This window comes from uncultured Rothia sp., assembly GCF_963507905.1.
Lineage (GTDB): Bacteria > Actinomycetota > Actinomycetes > Actinomycetales > Micrococcaceae > Rothia.
On the sequence record NZ_CAUOUU010000018.1, the window covers coordinates 1 to 21,623 of the forward strand.

The 21,623-nt window shown below is 62.8% G+C and carries 9 protein-coding genes and 1 tRNA gene; 2 read left to right on the forward strand and 8 right to left on the reverse strand.

The features are described from left to right. The 4 genes from RQ593_RS09005 to RQ593_RS09020 all read right to left on the reverse strand — a co-directional run. On the reverse strand, positions 1-238 hold a 238-nt coding region (locus RQ593_RS09005), incomplete at its 3' end, for a transposase (RefSeq protein ID WP_311450428.1). 648 nt (positions 239-886) lie between these two features. Beyond that, positions 887-963 (reverse strand) — tRNA-Met (locus RQ593_RS09010). Positions 964-1,353: 390 nt separating this feature from the next. After that, positions 1,354-4,512, reverse strand: coding sequence for a UPF0182 family protein (locus RQ593_RS09015; RefSeq protein WP_311450429.1), 3,159 nt, complete (start codon positions 4,510-4,512; stop codon positions 1,354-1,356). A 272-nt stretch (positions 4,513-4,784) separates the two neighbouring features. Next, a complete protein-coding gene (locus tag RQ593_RS09020) occupies positions 4,785-6,008 on the reverse strand; it encodes a PDZ domain-containing protein (RefSeq protein WP_297606208.1) in 1,224 nt (407 codons plus the stop codon). A gap of 309 nt (positions 6,009-6,317) precedes the next feature. Here RQ593_RS09020 and RQ593_RS09025 point away from each other — a divergent pair, with 309 nt between their 5' ends. Continuing rightward, complete coding sequence (locus RQ593_RS09025; RefSeq protein WP_311450430.1) at positions 6,318-7,778, forward strand: zinc-dependent metalloprotease; 1,461 nt, start codon at positions 6,318-6,320, stop codon at positions 7,776-7,778. A 139-nt stretch (positions 7,779-7,917) separates the two neighbouring features. Here RQ593_RS09025 and RQ593_RS09030 read toward each other — a convergent pair whose 3' ends face one another. Then, positions 7,918-8,550, reverse strand: coding sequence for a M48 family metallopeptidase (locus tag RQ593_RS09030; protein WP_311450431.1), 633 nt, complete (start codon positions 8,548-8,550; stop codon positions 7,918-7,920). Next, on the reverse strand, positions 8,534-10,453 hold the full coding sequence (locus RQ593_RS09035; RefSeq protein ID WP_311450432.1) for an ATP-dependent helicase: 1,920 nt from the start codon (positions 10,451-10,453) through the stop codon (positions 8,534-8,536). The genes RQ593_RS09030 and RQ593_RS09035 overlap by 17 nt, the downstream gene beginning before the upstream one ends. Positions 10,454-10,803: 350 nt before the next feature. Here RQ593_RS09035 and RQ593_RS09040 point away from each other — a divergent pair, with 350 nt between their 5' ends. After that, complete coding sequence (locus tag RQ593_RS09040) at positions 10,804-11,805, forward strand: phosphotransferase (protein WP_311450433.1); 1,002 nt, start codon at positions 10,804-10,806, stop codon at positions 11,803-11,805. Between the two features lie 1,017 nt (positions 11,806-12,822). Here RQ593_RS09040 and RQ593_RS09045 read toward each other — a convergent pair. Beyond that, complete coding sequence (locus tag RQ593_RS09045) at positions 12,823-17,523, reverse strand: ATP-dependent DNA helicase (protein WP_311450434.1); 4,701 nt, start codon at positions 17,521-17,523, stop codon at positions 12,823-12,825. Between the two features lie 77 nt (positions 17,524-17,600). Next, positions 17,601-21,467 carry a PD-(D/E)XK nuclease family protein gene (locus RQ593_RS09050; RefSeq protein WP_311450435.1) on the reverse strand — a complete coding sequence of 1,289 codons (3,867 nt, stop codon included), beginning with the start codon at positions 21,465-21,467 and terminating at the stop codon, positions 17,601-17,603. Positions 21,468-21,623: the final 156 nt, after the last annotated feature.

Consider the following 21,623-nt stretch of genomic DNA (forward strand, 5'->3'; position numbering starts at 1 on the left):
GGATCGCCACGTCAATGGTGCCGACCCTGGTGTCCAAGGGCCGGTGGCGATACCCGTTGCGCCTGGTGTGACGCTGCGGATCTTGTTGACCCCACTGGGCCCCGCACACCGCATCAGCGTCCGCTGATAGCAACGCGTTAATGACGTGCTGGAGCAAGGAACGCATCAAATCTGGGGATGCCTGGGACAACGCCTCGCCAAGCATGCCAGCAGGGTCGATAATATGAGGAGCGGTCATCGTTGTGCCTCCAAATCATTTCGAGTCAGAAGTAGAAGAGCTTTCTCGAAGGATCACACGGTGACCGCACCCATCACAAGCAACGGGCCGATCACCACACGGTTACACCACTATGCGGGACGCTACTCTTTCACCGCTTAGTTACCGCCTGTTTGAGGCTAAGCGGTATATCGAAAACGTTGGTATATCAGTCAAAACATGGTGTATTGCCGCCTCTACCGCCTAATTTCTAAAAAGTGTACACGCGAGTGTTCATCTTCCTACATATGCGTGTGTATATATAAAAGTTTTCGGTTTTAGGCGGTGAAGGCGGTAAAGGGTTGGGATTCGGTTGAGATACGAGGGAAAATGCTATACCGCTTTTGCATTTTCAGGCGGTAAACAGCCGGTATCAACGCCGATTAGGCGGTGAAAATCCTCCTCTGCAACCTCCCTCCCACGAGATCATGCACGAGCGAAGATAGTCATACGCCCCGAAGGGGCGTTGGATGATAGTCCTCGATGTTGGGTGATAGTCCCCCCTCCCCCCACCTCGACGACGGGCCTGAGTTTGGCTGAAAGGTAGGGAATAACATAGGGATTCGGTCTCGTCAGGGCAAAACAAAACCCGGTATCTCAGCGACTTTTCGTTGAGATACCGGGTTTTTCTGGTTGCGGGGACAGGATTTGAACCTGCGACCTCCGGGTTATGAGCCCGGCGAGCTACCGAACTGCTCCACCCCGCGGCGACTCATATAACTATACAGACTCCAAACCGGGCATGCAAGCCAAAAACGCAATTTGTAACCAAGCACACAAAAATAGGGGCTGTGGGTAGAAAGCAGTTGGATAGAAATAGGGCTACGGGGCAGTGCCAGGGGGGGTAGTGCCGGGGGGGTAATGCTAGGGGGCAGAACGTACGGGAACGGGGTGGAAGTGAGTCACTTCCACCCCGTTCCCGCCGAGACGTTCCCCTTAGAGACGTTCCCCTTAGAGACGTTCCCGCAGAGACCGCTAGAGCTAGCCGGCAGGAGCCATACCCAGCGCAGGCTCCGGGTCTAGAGCGAGGACGCTAGACCCGTGAGCATCCGGTATGGGCTACTCCCCCGCTGTCTCTTAGGTTTAACCTCTTAGTCTTAGCGAGAAGCCGAGGCGCTGGCACTGGTACTGGGCTTCGCGCTTGCGGGGGCACTCGCAGAAGCCGCGGCGCTCGGAGCTGCAGAGGCGCTGGGAGCTGCAGAGGCACTGGGCGCTGCCGAAGCAGAAGCCTTAGCAGAAGCCGCGCTCTGCGCCTCCTCAGCCTCCAGAGCCTTCTTCACGGCTGCCTCCAGACGCTTCTGAGCCTCACCGTAGGCAGCCCAGTCGCCCTTCTTCATCGCCGCATCAGCATCGGTCATCGCCTTCGAGGCATCCGTCAGAGCCTGCTTCAGCTCCGAAGACTGCGAAGCCGAAGAACCTCCGCTCGAAGCGCCCGAGGCACCCGAAGAACCAGAAGCAGAAGCCGAGGGGCTAGCCGCCGCCGAACCGTCCAGCTTCGCACCCGAAGAGCCACCGAACACCTGGTTCAGCGCCTCCTCCAGAGTCGGAGCGAAACCGACCTTATCGCCGAAGCTCACCAGCACACGCTGCAGACGCGGGTACTTAGCGTCACCGCTCGACTGCACGTACACCGGCTGAACGTACAGCATGCCGCCGCCCACCGGCAGAGTCAGCATATTGCCGTTAATAACCTCAGACGAACCGCGGCGTAGCAGGTTCAGCTGGTTCGACACCTCAGCATCAGAGTTGAAAATGTTCTGAGCCTGACCCGGGCCGGGAACCACCGAAGAACGCGGCAACTCCAGCAGACGCAGCTTGCCGTAATCGGGGCTACGCTCGCCGTCCTTACCTGTACCGGCATCACCATTAGCGGCAAGGAAGCCGTACATCACGTTACGAGAGTTCGAATCGCTCTGCTGAGGAATGAACGTAGTCGTCAACGAGAAGTGCGCACGAGAATCACCGGGCATCTGCAGGGACAGGTAGTAGGGCGAAATCGGCTGGTTACGATCATTGGTCGGGTCGTTCGGAATTGACCAGACATCGTCACCGGCGTAGAAGCTATTCGCGTTCGTCACGTGGTACTTGTTCAGCATGGTGCGCTGAACATTGAACATGTCAGTCGGGTAACGCACGTGGCTCATCAGCGAAGCGTTCATCTCACGGTAGCTCTTCACCGTGCCAGGGAAAACGCCCTGCCACGCCTTCAGCACCGGATCCTCCTCATCCCACGCGTACAGGGTTACCGAACCGTCATACGCGTCCACGGTAGCCTTCACCGAGTTACGGATGTAGTTCACCGAGTTAGAACGCTGAGCACCCGCAGCGGTTGCCGCATCCTGGGAGCTACCCTGCGCGTAGGGGAACTGATCGCTCGTAGTGTAAGCATCCACGATCCACTGCACGCGGTTATTCACAATCGCCGGGTACGGCTTAGAATCCACGCTCAGGTACGGCGCCACCTTACGCACACGATCGAGCGGGTTGCGTTCGTACAGAATCTGCGAACCCTCACGCACCGCATCCGACAGCAGAATGTCAGAAGACTGGAACTTAATCGCATACGAGATACGGGCCAGCATCGAATCAACGCGAGGACCACCATAACCGGCGAAAGTGTACTTCGCGTCGGAGGAGTTGGTCTCCTCAGCAGAAAGCGGACGGTCCAGCTCCAGGGTGTCGCCCTTACCGCCCACAATCGAATACTCCGGCGAGCTCATGCCAAAGTAAATACGCGGCTCATAATCCTCGCTCAGAGTACCGGTCGCCTTAATGCCGGACTGCAAGAACTTCGGGTTACCCGCAGAATCCACCTGGTTACCGTACGCGGCAATCACACCGTAACCGTGGGTGTACACCACGTGGCGGTTATACCAAGAATCACCGTTCGTCTGCGCCGGGTTCAGCTCACGAGCCGCCAACACCGTATCCTGCGTGGTGTTACCCACCGCATAGCGGTCGACCGACAGCTGCGAATCAAAACGGTAGTACGGACGGAACTGCTGCATCTGTGCAAACGCCGAGGACACAACGTTCGGATCCAGCAGACGAATATTCGCAATGGTTGCACTCGAAGAGCTCAACGCACCGGCACGGGTATCAATCGTCGCGTCATACGGGGTGGTTTCAATCTTGTCCAGACCGTACGCGTAACGGGTCGCATCAATATTGCGCTGAATGAACTTCGCCTGAGCACCCTGCTCATTCGGAACCACCTGGAAACGCTGAACAATCCACGGGTACAGGCCGCCAGCAACCAGAGCAACAATCACCAGCATCGCGGTGCTAATCAGCGGCAGACGCCAACGATTCATCGAAGCCGCCACCACGAACATAACAGCCACCAGCAACGCAGAAATCGCCAAAATAGCGTTCACCGGAATCGACGAGTTCACATCCGTGTACATCGCACCAGCCCAACGGCCCACCTGCTGCTGAGTCGACGAATAGCGGTCCAACCAGAAGCTCACCGCACGAGTCAGCAAAAACACAGCCACCACAATCGCAGCGTGACGGCGGAATGCCGACGTGGTACTCACACCACCGGGCTGCACCTTAATACCGCCGTAGAAGTAGTGCATGAACAGGCCCGCGAGCGCCGACAGCACCACAGCGGAAGTCACCAGAGTCACCACCATACGGAAGAACGGCAACGCAAACAGGAAGAAACCGTAATCCAGGCCAAACTCCGGGTCAGTCTTACCGAAGGACTGCTGGTTGAAGAACAGCGCGACGGTGCTCCACTGAGTCATCGTCGCCGAAGCAATGAACAGACCCAACAGCAGCGGAACCACAATCAGCAGAACCTTACGCGCCTTATCCACGCTCTCGTGGTAGCGGCGCATGCTCTCCTCAGCACGCTGCTGACCAAACACGTCACGCAGCATCTGCTCGGCAGCATCCGTGCCGCTCGTCGGCACGCTCTGATTCGGGTTCGGCGCCTCCTGCGGCTTCTTCTCGGACGCCGGCGCCACATCAGCATGACGGACCGCGTAGGACATCGAAGCCCACAGCGGCACAGCAATCACCACGGCAGCCACCACAAACACGGCTGCCTTCAACAAAATCTGGGTAGTGAACACGGTGCTATAACCCAGCTGATCAAACCACAGCCAGTCCGTGTACACCTGGGACGCACCCACAAAAGCAGCAATGAGCACCGCCACCACAGCAATCGTCACCCTCAGGGGGCTACGACGCTTAGGCGTTGACTTCTTCGGCTTGGGATGCGCGGTGTTATTGGTCGACTCAGACACAATTCCTCGCTCATCATACGTTCAGAGAAAATAACTGCCTTTAAGTATCTCAGAGGTAACGCGGAAGGGCAGAACCTCGTAGAAGCTCGGGGCGAAATATGACCGGGTTGAGAGGTTTTGGGATGCGAAATGCTGAGGTGAGAGGTGCTGGCGAGGATTACGGAGACGCAGACGAGGACAGAGAATAGGGCGCAGAACAGCCCCGGTACCGCATGTACCGGGGCTGACTTCTACGCTATACGGGTGAGAACCTCGCGGAGAGAAACGTTACGTTAGGAGCCGCAGCGGGGCAGGGAATCATCCGGGGTGCCGGACTTAATCGCCTCCACCGTCTTCACCGCCTCATCCAGGGTTGAGACAGGGATTACCACCATCTCGCCCTTGACCTGGCCTGCGTGATAGTAGTTGAACAGTGCCGGGTCCTCAGCCTGCATCTTCACAATCGAATCGCAGTTCTCCTTCGGTGCCAAGAAGTAGCGCGCACCGTAACGGCCCGTCGCCAAAATCTTGTACTTAATGCCGCCAATTGCGCCGACCTTACCGTTCGCATCAATCGTGCCGGTACCCGAAATGTAGCTGCGGTACGGGTCGCCTCCGGCATCCTCATCGGCGAGCAAAGTACCCTCGCTCAGCTTATCGACCGTGCCCAGCGCCAGCATCAGACCCGCGCTCGGGCCGCCCACACCGTCCAGGTTGTACTGCACGTGTGCCGGCAGGTCATAGCTCTGCTTCAAACCCGCGCCCAGAATCCAGCGGCTATCGTCACTGGAACGAACCGGGGTCAGCTTGAATGTCTGCTGCTTGCCGCCACGTTCCACGGTCACATCAATCGGCGAGCCGTTCGAGGCGTTTACCGCCTTCGGAACATCGGTGAGGGTCTCAATCTGCTTCTCCCCCACCTTCACGATGCGGTCATCAGCCTTCAGCGCGCTCGCCGCCGGGGAACCCTCCACCGTGGAAAGCACCTGAACCTTCTCGGTCACCGCCATCTTCAGCTGACGCATCGCCGCGACCTTCGCCTGAGTCTGTGAATCAGCCATCTGCGCGCCGGTCGCCGCCGTCGCCTGCTCATGGCTCACGTGCGGGTACAGGGCATCGGTCGGCACCACGAGGCTGCGGTTACCGTCAAACGCCAACCAGCCGTAGAACGCCTCCGCTCCAGACAGCTCCGTGTACGGGCCACCCGAAACCGACACCGTGGTCATGTTCATCTTGCCGAACGTCTTATAGCTCGGCGCACCCGAGACCTCAATGACGTCCTTCTCCTGGTAGGTTCCGAGCACGTCAAAGAGAGGGCCGGGGCCCTCCTTCACATAGGAGCTGGGCAGCACAAAAGCACCAGCCAGCAGGGCGCACGTCGCCACAGCGCTCACCGAACGCAGGTTCACACGGCGCGGCGCAAAACGCGAACGGCGCTTAGCCGCCTTCTCATTACTCTTCACGCTCGCGGAGGCGGCGTTCGGCTGCTGCTCAGCATCGGGGGTGGACTTAGTCATGGTTTCTACAGTACCGGATAAACCTACTTTTCAACACGCGCGCGGGCACCCTCACCCAGCTAAAAATAGAGCAACCACGGGGCGTTTACTCTCTTGCCCCCGCTCTTGCCCCCGCCGCACTGTGTCAGCACCCCGAGGTTACAGCGGCACGAAAAAGCTCCCAAACCCCGGCGCCAGAGACAAGCTTGTGAGCCCTCAGCTGATTAAGCCGCATCCACAGCGGTGGCGCGGGAAATTCTCAGCAAAAATCGGTAGGCTGGACAGCGAGCGGGCCAGCTACGCCCACCCCCGGATTACGAAAGGCTTCACATGTCTGAGAACCCCACCGGCGGCGCCTCCAACGAGCGCGACCCCCTCGAAGAATTCCTTAAGAAGATGCAGGAGCAGGGCTTCGACCCCTCCGCAGGGGCAACCGGCCAGGGCGGCAAGGGCGCCTCCAACGCACAGAACCCCTTCGGCGCGCTCTTCGGCGAAGGCGGCCAGAACCCCTTCGGCATCAGCATCGACCCCGAAGACCTGAAGAACATGGGCATGAGCTTCGACCCCGCCATGATGCAGAGCATGTTCGCGCAGGTACAGGCAATGTTCTCCGGCGCGGGCGCATCCGACAGCCCCAGCGGCGTGAACTGGGATAACGTGAAGAACCAGACCCGCCAGATGCTCGCATCCATGGGCGAAGACCCCTCCGTACCCGAAAACCTCAAGCGTGCCGTAGAAGACGCGGCGAATCTCGCCGACCTCTGGCTGGACGCAGTGACCACCGTGGAACGCCACAACCACCCGGTGCAGGCATGGTCCAAGGCGGAATGGGTTGAGCATTCCTTCGACTCCTGGCGCGAAATGGTCGAGCCGGTCGCAGCCGAAGTCACCCAGTCCATGGTCATGCCCGGCGCACCCGAAGACGTACCCGAAGAGATCTCGCAGATTCTCAACAGCGGCTTCTTGAACAACATTGGTTCCGTGATTTTTGGTGCGCAGATGGCGCAGGCGCTCGCGCAGCTCGCCGGTGAAGTGTACTCCTCCACCGACGTGGGCTTCCCCCTCGCGCCCGGTTCCTCCGCTCTGCTACCCAACGGCTATCAGCAGCTCGCCGACAGTATCGAGGTGCCACCGCAGGAGGTCCTGCTCTACCTTGCCGTGCGTGAATCCGCGCTGATCCGCCTGCACAAGGCAAACCCCTGGCTGCGTGAAGACCTGGTTCAGCTCGTGGCGCGCTACGCCCGCGGCATCCGCGTGGACATGAACCGCATGCAGGACGCCGCATCCCAGGTGGACATGAGCAACCCCGACGCCGTACAGGAAGCATTCGAAGGCGGCATGTTCAGCCCCCAGCGCACCGAAGACCAGGAACTGGCGGTACAGCGCCTGGAAGGTCTGCTCGCCCTCATCGAAGGCTGGGTATCCGTCGTAACCGAGGACGCGACCCGCAACCTGCCCAAGGCACCGCAGCTGACCGAAATCATGGCACGCCGCCGCATCGACGGCGGCCCCAGCGAGCAGGTCTTCGAGAACCTGGTCGGCTTGGAACTGCGCCCGCGCCTGGTGCGTGAAGCACAGCAGTTCTGGCGCTGGTACGAAAACTCCCACGGCATTGAGGCACGCGACGGCCTCTGGGATACCCCGGAGACCCTGCCCACCCCCGCCGAGCTGGAAGACTTCACCGCATACGATGCGCGCATGAACGAAATCAGCCTGGACGACGTGGACTTCGACTCGGAGCTGCAGAAGCTGCTGGACGGCGGCTTCGGCGACGCACCCGAAGAAAAATAGAGCTGAGCGAAGTAAAGCTGAGCAAAGTAAAACTGAGCGGCGAAAGTAAATAGCTGACAGTCGAGCGGGGGTGGCTTGTGAATGTACAAGCCACCCCCGCTCGAGTGTTTTGGCTAGTTGATAGGTTTTTGAGTCTGTTTTAGCCGGCGCTGTTTTCGCCGCGCTCGCCTCGTTCATCTTCAGCCCGCGAGCGCCCCAGCGCGTACCCCTCCAGGTAGGCCTGCGCCCGCAGTAGCTGCGGGTAACGCGCCTCCAGGGCACGGAACGCCGCCGAATGATTCGGCTGCAGCAGGTGGCAAAGCTCGTGGTGAATCACCGAATCCAGCACGTACTCGGGTACGCCCTGCAGCTCCGAGGAGATGCGGATCTGCGTATTCGCGTAGGTTGCCGAGCCCCAGCGCTGACGCTGATTGCTCACCCAGCGAATCGACAGCTTCTCCAGCCTGCCCGAGGCAACCAGCTCCGGCAGGTTCTTCTGCGCCAGGTGCAGGGCGCGGGAGCGCAGGTACTCGTCCGTGACCGTCAGCTGCGTGGCACGCTCACGGCGGGCGGCACGACGCTGAATGCGCGGCAACAGGCGGGCAATATGCTCGTCAATCTCTTCACTCGTGCTCGCGGCGGGAATGAGCAGGCGGTAGGCGGGGTTGCCGTGCTCATCCACACCGTCGCGTTGCATGCTGATGGTGCGGGTGCGGCGCGCCGAGCGGACCAGCTCAATCTGCGGGCGGTCCTCGGTGGCGGGCAGAATCTCACGCTTAAAACGCTGAGCCATAATCTCCTCTTCCCTTCGACGAACGGCGAGTCTGAGCCGAGCGAGCCTGGCTATACGACGAGCCGGCGCTCTCAGCCCTGCGGCGGCGCTTCGCCGGATCAATATCGTCCAGGAAACGCGAACGCTTACGCTGACCGCGACCACCCACGGTGCGGGTCATCGTCCAGGTCAGCCACAGGTACTTGCGGGCGCGCGTAATGCCCACGTACAGCAGGCGGCGCTCCTCATCCACCTCGTCCGGGGTGGTCGCGAAAGTAATGGGCATGAGGCCCTCGTTCAGGCCGCACAGGAACACGGCGTCCCACTCCAGGCCCTTAGCCGCGTGCAGGGAGGCGAGGGTTACGCCGTTGACCTGCGGTGCGTCGTTGAATTCGCTACGGTGGTTCAGGGTCGCCACGACCTCGTGCATGGTCAAAGGTAGCGGCTCGGGCACGCCCGGGCGCGGGTTCGCGCGGTGCTCCTGAAGCTGCTCCTGGCGGTTCTGCGCCATAATGTCCACCATGTGCACCAGGGCGGCGAGGGACTCCCACTTCTGGCGGGTGGCGCCTCCCGAAAGGGGGCCTTCCTCCTTATAGCCGAGGCCGCCGAGAACATCGCGGGTGTAGCGGGTGACGTCCTCGGTACCGTCCGTGGACTTCGCCGAACCGCGCAGGGCAAGCATCGCCTGCTTGACCTCGGGGCGTTCAAAGAAACGCTCCGCGCCACGCAGCTGGTACGGAATGTGGGCGGCAGCCAGCGCAGACTCAATCGCCGCCGACTGCGCGTTCGTGCGGAACAGCACCGCAATCTCCGAAGGCGGCACGCCGTCCTTCTCAATCAGGTCGCGGATGTCCTCGGCAATGCCGGCGGACTCCTGCTCATCGTCGGCATAGCCGAACCACTCCACATCCACGCCGGGGCCGCGCTGAGACATCAACTCCAGCGGCGGCGCCCACGAATGCGGGCTCGAATCCGGATGCGGACGGCGCGCCGCCAACAGACGGTTCGCCAACTCCACCACCTGCGAGTGCGAGCGGTAGTCGCGGGTCAACTTCACCGTATGCGCGCCACGGTACCGGCGCGCAAAATCCAGCAGGTAACGGCTGGTCGCGCCGGTAAAAGAGTAAATCGTCTGGGAGGCATCGCCCACCACGCAAATATCGTCGCGGCCGCCCAGCCACACATCCAGCAGACGCTGCTGCAGCGGGGACACGTCCTGGTACTCGTCCACCACAAAATGGCGGTACTGGTTGCGGACGGTCGCAGCGAGCTTCTCGTCCTCCTCCAGCATGGCGATGGTCAGCAGCAGCACGTCCTCAAAATCGATGAGGTTACGCTCATCCTTCAAATCCTCATACGCCTGGAAAATACGCTGCATATTCTGCGGGGTAACCGCCGAGGGCAGCTGCTTCTCACTCAGACGCTGCATGATGGTGTCCGGGGTGAGCAGCTGAACCTTCGCCCACTCAATCAGCGACGCCAAATCACGCAGCAGGGAACGGTCCGTGCTGATGCGCAGACGGTTCGCCGCCTCCGTAATGAGCGCTGCCTTATTCTGCACAATGGACGGGAACGTACCGCCCACCACCTGCGGCCAGAAATACGCCAGCTGACGCAGCGCCGCCGAGTGGAAGGTACGCGCCTGTACGCCGTGCGCACCCAGCTGGTGCAGACGGGTACGCATCTCCTCCGCCGCGCGCAGGGTGAAGGTCAGGGCGAGCACGCGCGGGCCCTGGTAGCGACCGATCGCAATGCCGTAGGCGATGCGGTGCGTAATCGCGCGGGTCTTACCGGTACCGGCACCCGCCAGAACGCGCATGGGGCCGTCCAGCTCGGTGGCGACCGCACGCTGATCAGGGTCAAGCCCGGCAAGAATATCGTCTGCGGAGATCATATGCTGAGGCTGCTGAGGTGTGGCGGTCATAATGCTCCATCAGTAAGGCGGGCGGTACGGGCAGGCGGCATGCACTCGCGCGGGGCCTGTGGGCATGCGGGTATGCTGGCGCGCGGGCACGCGAGGCGGTGATAGCCGGTCTTCCATTGTATTCTCCCAGATTGTGTTATCCCAGCCTGTGTTCGCCAGACCCGCCGCGGCTTCTTAGCTGCCGCTTTCGTTCAGGGCGTGAGGAACCGCCTCTTTTGGAGTGGGCAAGTAGAAGCTCAACGGGCAGCGCAGGCGAGCACGTTTAGGCTTGTCCACAAGTATCTTCACCACTTGGCATAAAGATCCTAAAAACTACTAAACGGCACACATTGGTTTGGTAACCTTAACCCGTGACTTTATCTCCCCTTCAGCTAGCAGCCATTGTCTCCGCCGGTGTGCCCGGGATTTACCCCGTCGGCGCCGAACCGGTCCGCGAAGACAGCGACGACTTCGACTCGGCAATCATCGCTGACTCCACCGGTCGCCGCTGGCGAGTGCGCGCCCCGCGCCGCCCCGACGCCAGCATGCGCCTTGAAGCTGAACACCTCATCCTGCAGTCGTTCAGCCCCGGCCTGCGCGCCCGACTGCCCTTCGCCGTACCCACCGTCGCCGGCACCGTACCCTACGCGGGCGGCAACGTGTTCGTGTACACGCACATCCCCGGCACCATCTACGACGTGGACCAGCTCGCCGAGCTGAGCCGCCGCGAAGTTGCGGCGGGCCGCCCCTCCCTGGCGTCCATCATCGCCAAGGACATCGCGACCCTGCACGTGATGCCTGAAGACATTATTTACGAAGCCGACCTGCCCTCCTACTCTTCGGAGCAGATTCGCCTGCGCAAGAACGCCGAGCTCGAGCGTGCCGCCGCAACCGGCAAGGTGCCCGCCGACCTGCTCGCGCACTGGCGTACCGTGCTCTCCCCCGGACCCATGTGGCAGTTCCGCCCGCGTGTGGTCCACGGCGACATGGGCGCAGAGAACCTCGTACTGCACGTGACTCCTACGGAGGCGCGCATCGTGGAGGTCACCGGCTGGTCCGATGTGCACGTGGGTGACCCCGCGCAGGACTTCGCCTGGCTGTACTCCTGCCAGGACATCGACTTCACCGACGAGGCCATCGAGGTGTACCGCCAGCAGATGCCTCAGCTGCCCGACGCCTACCTGGCGCAGCGCGCGAACTTCTACGCAGAGTTCGCGATCGCCCAGTGGCTCACCCACACCGTGGAGGTTGGCGACCGCGACGGCGCAACCCACGCAGTGTCCATGCTCCTGGACATTCAGGACGACCTGCGTGCCTCCGGCGAACTGCTCGGACAGGAGGAGGTCGGCCCGCTAGTCGGCCCCACCGAGTAGGTATTGGGTCGGGTAGCTGTTAGGTTGCTACTTACCGCATAGGTTTTCGGTTCAGCTAGATTTTCAGTTCAGCCCCGCAGTACTGCGCTGCGGGGCTGAACTGTATCCGCTGGGTTTTATATCCACTGGCTCGCGCCCGGCGAAATCAGCTCTACTGAGTGTCTGTCAAACCGGCGGAATGATGCTTATAAGGGCTAGTGGAGGGGCTTTTGACGGCTTTTTATCAAAATTTCTTTAAGTGTTTCCCCTCACCTTTTGAGCACCGGTTTTGCATTTTTGTGCATGAATGACTCAGATTAAGGCTGAGACTTGAAGGTGCGCTAAAGGTGCCATTCACAATATTTCCCTGGTGCAATTACACCACAAACCCACAAAAACCAACTTTTGGTTTTGAGAGTCCACAGAGCCTCAACTTCACCTTGAACTATGCTCAAAATAGTGCATTTTAGGGTAAAAACTTTTGCCCGTAGATTTTTTCAAAAACTCCTGGAATACTTTTGCTGTGCCGCGAGAATACCAGCGGACACACTCCCCATAGCGCACTGACCAGCGCTGATATCGTGGCAGCGATAAATTGGGGAGACAGATTGGACGGGACCCTGACCGGTCATGTCAGACCCGAGCCGGATTCATGCACCGCGCAACCAATCACCGATGGCAGAAATCTATAGAGTTACTTTCGAGGTTGTGTTTGAGAGTAAAGACGCACGCAAACCCCACGGGGCGCCGGCGGCGCGAGTGAGGTCGCGAGAGCGGCAGTCGTTCGGCGCGATTCTTTCCCGGAGCGTGCGAGGGCACGAAGTACCTCTATAGTTCTTCAGCGGCTGAGGACGCCTCTTACCCTAATGCAGTGGGGTAACGAGGCGTCCTCTGCCGTTAACACGAAAAGTCCACACAGAAAAGCAGCTCACGAGACGTAATGCCTCCGTGAGCTGCTTTTCTATATGCGGTTAATAGCTCAAGCTAACGCGCGAGCGCATGTCTCCGCCGCCTAGCCTTGCCGCTTAGCCTTGTTGCTTAGCCCTTACGCGCCTCACGAATCACCTTCGCCAGCTGCGCCTCCGTGGGCAGGCCGCCGCGAATCTGGTGATCCCACACCTCCGCAACGCCCTTGCCGCCCAGGTACACGAACACGGTGCTGATACGCTCCGGGTCCACGCCCATAATGCGGGAGAACGCGATACGGTACAGGCCCAGCTGGAAGCGTCGAGACTGCATGGTCGACATCTTCGGGCGGGAACCGCTCTTCCAGTCCACCAGGACCCAGCGTTCGCCGTCCTCGTCCTCGGTGCGGAACACCGCGTCGATACGGCCGCGCAGGCTTAGACCCTCGATGTGGGTTTCGACCGGGTACTCGACCGCCCAGATGCGTTCCTTCCACTCATCGCTGCCCCACTCGCTGTTGGCGAAGCGCTCCCAGAGGCGCTGGACGGAGGCCTCCAGTTCGCTCTCGGACTCCTCGTAGGCGTCCTCGAAGGTGAACTCGTCCTGTTCCTGCAGGTCAGCCGGGCTTGCAGAATCAGAGGGGTCTGCGGGCGAGGTGGAGGCGGCTGAGGCGGTAGCGGAACCCGGCAGGTCAACGCCCACCGTGTCCTCCGCGTCGGGCGCCTCCAGCGGGTCGGCACTCGGCGCCACCCCGAAGTGCTCCTCAATCAGCGCGTGCACCGCCGTACCAATCGTTGCCGCACGCGAGGGACGCTGAGGCACCGGGCGCATCAGCTGATGCACCGTGCCCTGCGGGTCCTCGCTCAGGCGGATGAACGTGGATGCGGACAGGTGCCCCGGCAGCTGATTGCTGGGCACCGGATCGGTCTGACCCATCATGAGCAGAAGCAGGTCGGCTTCGCGTTCCCAGTCCACCGCCTGCTGGCGCAGGGATTCGGGAATGGCAGATGCAGGATGGCTTGCACTCTCCCCCGCTACATCCCCGCTCTGGTGCAGGTCATCGTCACCCGCGCCGACGGCGAGCTCCACCGCCAGGGCGGCACGCTCCACCGCCTCGCGACGGCTCGAGGAGTTAATCGCAATCTCACGTTCCAGGTGCTCATGCTGGCCGCGGCGAAGCATCTCCTTCGTACCCTGCGTGAGAGCGTCGTCAGAGGCCCAACGCCAAATTACGGGGCGTTCCAGCGGGTCAAAAGGCCACATGGCGGTCAGCACCGCACCCAGGTTCGGGTTCCTGTCCTCGTAGTTCTTCTGAGCGAATTGGCCGCGCACCTCAATCGGCAGTGCCGCCGCCACCGTGGGCGAGAAACCGGGCTGAGGCGGTTGCGTCTCACGCCATTTCTCCCGCTCGGTGGCTTCGATGATCCATTCGGGCACCGGCAGGTTCAGGCGGGTGCAGTTCTCCGCCACCGTGCGTGCTCGTACGGAAGGAGCCGCCAGCTGCCAATCCTGCGCGAGGGCGGGAGCCATGACCTCAACCAGCGCCCAGGCGTAGCGTTGCACCTGCTCGGCGTAGGTCGCCCGGGCGTTTGCGCGCGCCTCCGCCTGCTCGGGGGTGAGCTCGTCAGCATCTACGTAGAGTTCGAGGTCCTCCAGTAGAGCCGTCTCATCGGGGGCGGGCGGCAGGTTCGAGGGGTCCACGACCGTACCGTGCACCAGGGTCACCGGCTCAACCAGGCGGTACTTCGACTCAGCCAGCTGCTCAGCCCAGCGGCGCACATGGTTCAGGTGCACCTTCTTGCGCTTATCGGCGGGGTTCGGCATCGTGTACGACAGGCCCATACCCACCAGCTGCGGTGCCGCCCAGGGGGTATCCATCGTCTCTTCGAAACGTACAGAGGGCGCATCTAGACCCACGAACGGGTTGAAGAGCATCTCCAGCAGCTCCTTCCAGAAGGGCTGCACCGGCAGAGGGAGCATAGCGGCACTCTTCCAGCGGTAGGCGCTCAACGCCAGCAGGTTACGGGCACGGGTCATCGCCACGTACATGAGGCGGCGGTCTTCCATGCCGGCGTGCTCGGCGGCATCATCTTTATGCTCGCCCAGGTAATCTTCCAGATCCTTTGCCTTCTCGAAGGCGGTAATCTCCTCCGCAGTCTCAAGGATCGACGGGAGGTACTCGCGGTCGCCACGCATCGGCCAGGGCAGGGCCGCATTAGCCGACATCTGCCACAGGTTCGGGGTCTGCCCGCCGGTCGCGCTACCGCACAGACCCGGCAGAAGCACATGATCCCACTCCAGACCCTTCGCGGCGTGCATGGTCATCAGCTGCACTGCGTTCGGGTCAGGCTCCACGGCTCCCAGCGCCAGGCCCTTCTCCTCATCATCGGCACGCTCAAGCCAGGCGAGGAAGCCCATCACGTAGCTCACGCCGCCCGAAGACAGCAGGAAACGGCGCGCACCCGGGTCGCCCTCCTCCGCGCTCACGCCGTCAGAACCGGCGTAAATCATCGCGTTAATACGCGGCGCCGACATGCCGTAGGCGGCGGCAACCTCGTGGAAAGCGTCCAGGTTCGCGCGCGAACCCAGCGGGTCGGTACCCGGGCGGACCGCCAGCTCAATATCGAGTAGCATGGTCCGCTCAATCTCGTACAGCAGCGTGCCCAAGTCCTCGCTCAAACCGGCACGCAACACGCGCATCTGCTCAGCGAAAGCGCGCAGACGCTCCAGCGCCGCCGGGGAGAAGCGGCGGCCGCGGTACTGCTCACCGTAGAGGGGTTCGCCGTCCACACCGTCCTGCGGCAGGTTCTCCACCGCCTCAATCAGGGAGGCGTAGCCGGAGGAATCCTCCACCGCGCCCTTGAGGGTTTCGTCCAGGCGTTCCTGGGCGGCACGCAGGTGCTCCGCCTGCAGGTTGATAGCGGCCGCGTCGTCGGCGTCTTCAGCCTCCGCGAGCATACGCAACGCCATCTGCTCACGCAGGGCACGCTCACGCTCACGCACCAGCGACTGCGCCCAATCACCCAGCGCCAACATATCCGCCGCGCCCAAACGCCAACGCGCACCCGTCAGCAGGCGCGCCAGGGCATCCGAACGGTTCGGATCAGCCAGCACACGCAACGCCGACACCAAATCCACAACCTCCGGCTGGGAGAGCAAACCGCCCAAACCCACCTGCTGCACCGGAATGCCCAGACGCTCGCACTCCACACGAATCGGGTCCAGCTGACCGTGCACACGCGCCAACACCGCAATCTCGGGCATCTTCAGGCGCGGACGCACCGAACCATCACCGGAACGATGCGCCGCGTAGGCGCGCTCATACTCGCGCACCGCCTGCGCACGCATCGCCGCGATACGCTCGGCAATAGCCACAGCCTCCTCGCGGTCAGAGTCGTGGTACGTCAAATCAACGCGCCCCACCATGCCCGCGGCAGCCTGCTCAAAAGCGGGCGAACCAGGCTCCCCCACCAGGGCGCAGCGCGGGCGCAGGTCAGGAACCTGAGCGGCGGTAATATCGCCGTCGGCGGCACGCACCCACTCGGGAACCTCCTTCAGCTTCTCCGCCACGTAGTTCGCCGCGTTCAGCACCGAAATGTCGTTACGCCACGCAATGGACAGGAACAGCGGCTGCACATGCTCAGTCGGGAAATGACGGTAGAAGCTGAACATCTGACCATCCGAAGCACCACGGAAACCGTAAATCGACTGCTTCGGGTCGCCCACAGCCATCACCGGATGCGCCGGGATACCCGCATCCTCATCGGCGCCGTAAATCGAGGAGAACAAGCTCATCTGCGCGTGTGAAGTGTCCTGGAACTCGTCCAGCAGAACCACCTTGAAGCGGGCACGCTCACCCTCACGGATCGCCGGGTCAGCCTCCGCAATGCGGGCGGCAAAACGCATCAGGTCACCGAAATCCAGCACCTGCATGCGCGCCTTCACGCGGGCGTAGCTCATCGCCATACGCGCGTACACTCGACGGTTCCACAGCAGACGCTGAACCTTCAGAATGTCCTTCTCGGTCTTCGTCTCACGGCGCGGATCGGGCACCGCCGCGTACGCCGCCAGCTGCTCGGTGCAGAAGTCAATGACCTGTTGCGGCTCCACCAGGTGCTCCGCGCACTCGTCAGAAAGTTGCAGCATCTGGTTAATCATGGTCGCCGCAGACACCGGCACGCCGTCCTTATCGAGGGGAAGCTCCCCCTCCCAGTACTGCACAATCTGCGCGGCAAGCTGCCACTTCTGCGCATCGCCAAGCATCTGTGCGTCCTGCTCCACGCCCAGGCGCAGACCGTACTCCTTGACGAGGTTATTCGCGTAGGAGTGGTAGGTGAGCACGGTCGGGTCAGCGATGCCCTCGCGCAGTTCCTCATCGGTCGGGGCGACGCGGCGGCTACGGCGCAGCGTGTTCAGACCGGCGCGCATACGGCTGCGTAGCTCGGTTGCCGCCTTGCGGGTGAAGGTCACGCCCAGCACCTCTTCGGGGCGCACAAAACCGTTATCGACCAGCCAAATCACGCGGTCAACCATGGTCGCGGTCTTACCCGAGCCGGCACCGGCAATGACGAGGGTCGGGGCGGGATCCGCCTCAATCATGCGGACCTGCTCGGGGGTCGGCTTCTTACCGTCAGCGCCGTTGAGCATCTCAGCAATGTCAAGGGCACTGCGGTAGCCGGTAGGCTTCAGCGCGGGGTCGTTCCCGGCGGCCTCTGCGGAGAAGAGCACGCCGTTAGGCAGCTGCCAGCTATTGTGCTCGCACCACTGGGCGGGGGTGAGCATGCCGGAGCCAGAACCGGGGTTAGTAGCGCCGTATGCGCCAGAGTCAGTCATGTTTCCTCTTCCTCATGGATCATTCTCATGGGAGGTTCGGGGTGAGTGATATCGAAAGTAAACGGGGTACGCGACTACTAGGGCTGCGTCACCTGGCGACCGCGCGTACAAATCGGGCAAATCTCCGGCAGGCGGCACCCGTAGCCGCCCTCACGGTGACGAGCCTGCACCTGCGAGCCAGCAATCAGCTCCGCGGCATGCTGCACCAGCTCAGCCGCCCACGAATCGTGCTCCGTCAGCGCCGGCTGAACCTGCAGGCGAGTCTTGCTCTCATCGTTCACGCCCGAGGCGCCCAGCTGCACGAGCGCCGCGCCTCCGGAACGACCCGTGTAGCCGGTGTACTCCAGCTCCTGGGGGCGGGCATCCGGTAGCGGTTCGCCCGCCTCCAGGGCGGCGGCTTCGGCGCGGTAACGCTCCTCCAGTTGCTCACCCGTGCCAGCCTCCACCGCAATCTGGTAGGCGGCAAGCTGCGGATGCGTCTCCATCTCCGCACCGGTCGGCTTAGACTTGCCGGTTTTCAGGTCAACAATGGCGTAGCGGCGGGTGCCGTCCTCCGCCGGGGCGGTACCTTCGAGGCGGTCCACGCGGCCGGTGAGCAGTGCATCCAGCTCGCCAACTTCACCGGCGGGGTCGAAGGGCACGGGCACACGCACCGAGAAGGAGCCTTCAACACCGAGGTTCTGCCAGCCGGCGTCGCCCATGTGCTGACGGTAGTAGTAGCTCAGGCGCAGAATCATGCGCTTGGCACGCTCGTAGAGGGCGTAGGATTCCCAGGGCACGCGCTCGCGGTACTCTTCGTCGGTCTCGTCCTCCTTGCGGGCGGGCACGCCGAGGGAGCTAATGCGCTCGTCGAGGGCGGTTTGGAGCTCTTCGAGGGTGCCGGTCGGGTACTCTTCGGCGATGGCGTGGATGAGCGTGCCGAGGGAGCGGGACAGGTCGGTCTGAGCTTCTGCGCGGGCGGCGGAAACCAGCCAGTCCAGCGGGGAGCTGTGAATGGTTTCCAGGCGCGAGGGCGAAAGCGCAATGGTGCGGCGGCTCGGCTTTTCGGCAGACTCTTCGGCGTGGCTTTCGCCGTCTTCACCGTAGTTTTCGTCCAGTTCAGCGTGGTCTGCCGGGCTGTGTGCAAAGAGCAGCTCCGTACTAGAAAGCGGCAGAAGACCCCACCACTCATCGGGAGCGGCGCCGGGCGCCTGCGCATTCGCCAGGCGCGCCAGAGTGCGGGAGGCGGCATCGAGTCGGTACACGGAAGCCTCCGGGGTGAGCGCCTCTTCCGGCGCGTTGTGCATTGGCGCGCCGTTCTGCTGTGTGTCCTCCTGCTGGGCGTCTTCGGCACGCATCGCGTTCAGCGACTCCTCAACGAGAGTGCGGCGAAGCTCCGCCACCAGAGAACGCAGGGTAGCGGGGCGGCGCACGCGGGTGATGGGCACCTCCGTGGAGTCGCCGACCGCATCGCTGGGCAGCACGAAGTCGAAGAACTCGCCGGGTGCCTGATCGTCATTGCGTACGGCGGTGAGCACGAGGCGGGTGCTGGCTCGGGTGGCGGCGACGGCGAACATGCGCAGCTCGTCGTGGCGGGTGTCGCGCACGCGTTCGGGGTAACTGCGGATGCGGGCGGGCGGCACAGGCTGCTCGCTCTCCCCCGCCTGCTGTTCTGCCTGCTGGGCGCGCTGGCGGAGGCGCGCATCGCACAGGTCCACAAGGTCGCCGGTGCTCAGCAGGGAGCCGCGCACGGTGGTATTGGGCCAGGTGCCTTCCTGCAGACCGCATACATATACGGTGCGCCAGGACTGACCGGCGGCGAGTGCGGGGGTGAGAATCTCGACCGCGTCTTGGCGGACGCCGCGGGCGGCGAGGGTGTCCATGGGCAGGTCCTGCGCGTCGATGAAGTCGAGGAACTGCTCGGCACCGGCGCCGCGCATCTGCTCGTCAAAGCGGTCGGCGGCTTCGAAGAGACCGATCATGGCGTCGAGGTTGCGGTGGGCGGCATCGGCGTCGGGGCCTGCGCCGCGCGACTGGGCGACCCAGGTCTTTTCGAGGCCGCTGGCTTCCCAGAGCGCCCAGAGCACTTCGGTGCTGGTGGATTCGGGGCGGGCGAGTGCTTTACGTCCGGCGAAGAGCACAGCTGCGATGCGGTGCACGGCGCGCCCTACACCCTCTTCGGGGAGGGTTTCGGGGTGTAGCAGGGCACCGAGGAGCAGGTCGTCGCTGGGGCGGTGGCCGCCGCTTTGCAGTTCGATGGATCGCAGCTGCTGGCGGAGTCGTCGCACGTCCATGCTGGATGCGCCACCGAGCCGGGAGGTGAGCAGGGTGATGGCGCTCTGCGCGCCGCCGAGGGGGTTGGCGCGGCTTTCTTCGGCGATGACGTCGTCGAGGCTTCGGCGCATGAGCTCTTCAGCTTCGGTTGCGCTGAGCGTTTCGTAGCCGCCACGCTCCCCCGCCTCCGCACCTTCTGTGCCTTCTGCCGCGGGCATGTGCACGGCGGGGTTAAGCGCCTTCTCGCCGCGCTTGCGGGCGTAGACGAGCAGGCTGAGCGCATCCAGGAAGGGGCGTACGGCAGGCTCGTCGCGCACCGGCACGAGCGCCGCGGAGGTACGCGACGGAATACCGTTCGAGGAGAGTACGCGGCGGATGCGCGCCACGTCCGCGCTACTACGCACGATGATGGCGGACTCGCGGTAGGGGTGGTTGCCGTAGATGCGTTCTTCGAGCAGCATTTGGGCGATGAGGTTCGCCTCGTCCTGCGAGCTGGAGAGTGCATACTTATACACGCCGGCGGGTGCGGTGCGGTAGTGCGCGGGGTCGAGGATTTTGCCGTCGGCGCCCAGGTGCAGTAGCGGTTCGTCGGCGGCGCCCCAGGTGAGGGCTTCGTCTGCGGGGGTGGTGTTGATGCGTCCGAAGGTTGCGGGCGCGCCGTTCTTTACCCCCTCCTGCGTGCCCCCTTCCTGTTCGGGGGTGAGTGGCACGAACCGGGTGTAGCGCGGCAGGCGGCGGCGAATGTCCGCCACGAGCGGCATCATGATTGCGGGCAGGCGGTACGAGGTGGTGAGCGTGCGGGTGCGCATGCTCGGGAAGCTCGCCTGCAAGGTGGTGACGAGGTCGGGGCGGGCGCCACGGAAGCCCTGGACCACGGCTTCGTCGCTGTAGGTCATGACAACCTGGGGGCCTTCAGCGAAGAGGTCGGGGTGGGTTTCGGTCAGGTGCGCGGCGTCTGCGGGGGCGACTTCTGCGGCGATGAGGCGTAGCAGGCGGTAGATGGAGGGGCTGAGTTCCTGCACGTCGTCGATGAGGATCAGGTCGTAGCGGCGGCGTTCTTCGGCGAGGAATTCGGGGGCACGCAGCAGTAGTCGGCAGGCGTCGTTGATGAGTACTGCCGGGTCGTAGGCGTTTTTGGCGCGCAGGGCTCGCACGGCACGGTATTCGGTGTGCAGTTGGGCGAGGGCGTGCCAGGCGGGCTGGTTGTGTTCGGTGGCGAGGGCGTGTACGTCTTCGGCGGTGAGGTCGTATTCTGCCATGCGGTCGAAGAAGTCGCGGATTTCGTGGCGGAATCCGCGGGTTGCGAGGGCGTCGCGGAGTACGTCGGGCCAGGCGGGGCCGGGTGCGATGCCTTCGGCGTGGTTGGCGAGTAGTTCGCCGATGATGACGTCTTGTTCGGGGCCGGAGAGGAGTTTGAGGTTGCCTTCTACGCCGCTGAGCAGCCCGCGGGTTTGGGCTCGTTTGAGCAGGTCAAAGGCGTATGCTGCCCAGGCGCGGGTGGGCGCTACGGAGAGGCTGCGGTCGCTGGATGCGGCGATGGTGTCTCGCATGCGGGTTGCGGCGGTGCGGGTGGGTGCGAGGATGAGTAGCCGGGCGGGGTCGTTGCCATCGGCAAGGTAGCGCAGGGCGCGTTCGGTGAGGTGGTGGGTTTTACCGGTTCCGGGGATGCCGGTGAGAAGTTGGGTTGTCATGGTTTCAGTCTATCGGCTGTAGCGCGGTTGTACCTTGTCGGTTGTCATTCGGGCTCGTCGGCTGTTGATATGCCTCTCCCGGGGCTTAATATGCTGCCCTGTCGGGGGGCTTATCCACAGCAGCATGACCTGCGGGCGCGCGCCCGTTGCCCCGCT

Coding starts and splice junctions, on each gene's coding strand:
- RQ593_RS09020 (WP_297606208.1), bottom strand. CDS start 6,008: ATGACTAAGTCCACCCCCGATGCTGAGCAGCAGCCGAACGCCGCCTCC.
- RQ593_RS09035 (WP_311450432.1), bottom strand. CDS start 10,453: ATGACCGCCACACCTCAGCAGCCTCAGCATATGATCTCCGCAGACGAT.
- RQ593_RS09050 (WP_311450435.1), bottom strand. CDS start 21,467: ATGACAACCCAACTTCTCACCGGCATCCCCGGAACCGGTAAAACCCAC.
- RQ593_RS09045 (WP_311450434.1), bottom strand. CDS start 17,523: ATGACTGACTCTGGCGCATACGGCGCTACTAACCCCGGTTCTGGCTCC.
- RQ593_RS09030 (WP_311450431.1), bottom strand. CDS start 8,550: ATGGCTCAGCGTTTTAAGCGTGAGATTCTGCCCGCCACCGAGGACCGC.
- RQ593_RS09025 (WP_311450430.1), top strand. CDS start 6,318: ATGTCTGAGAACCCCACCGGCGGCGCCTCCAACGAGCGCGACCCCCTC.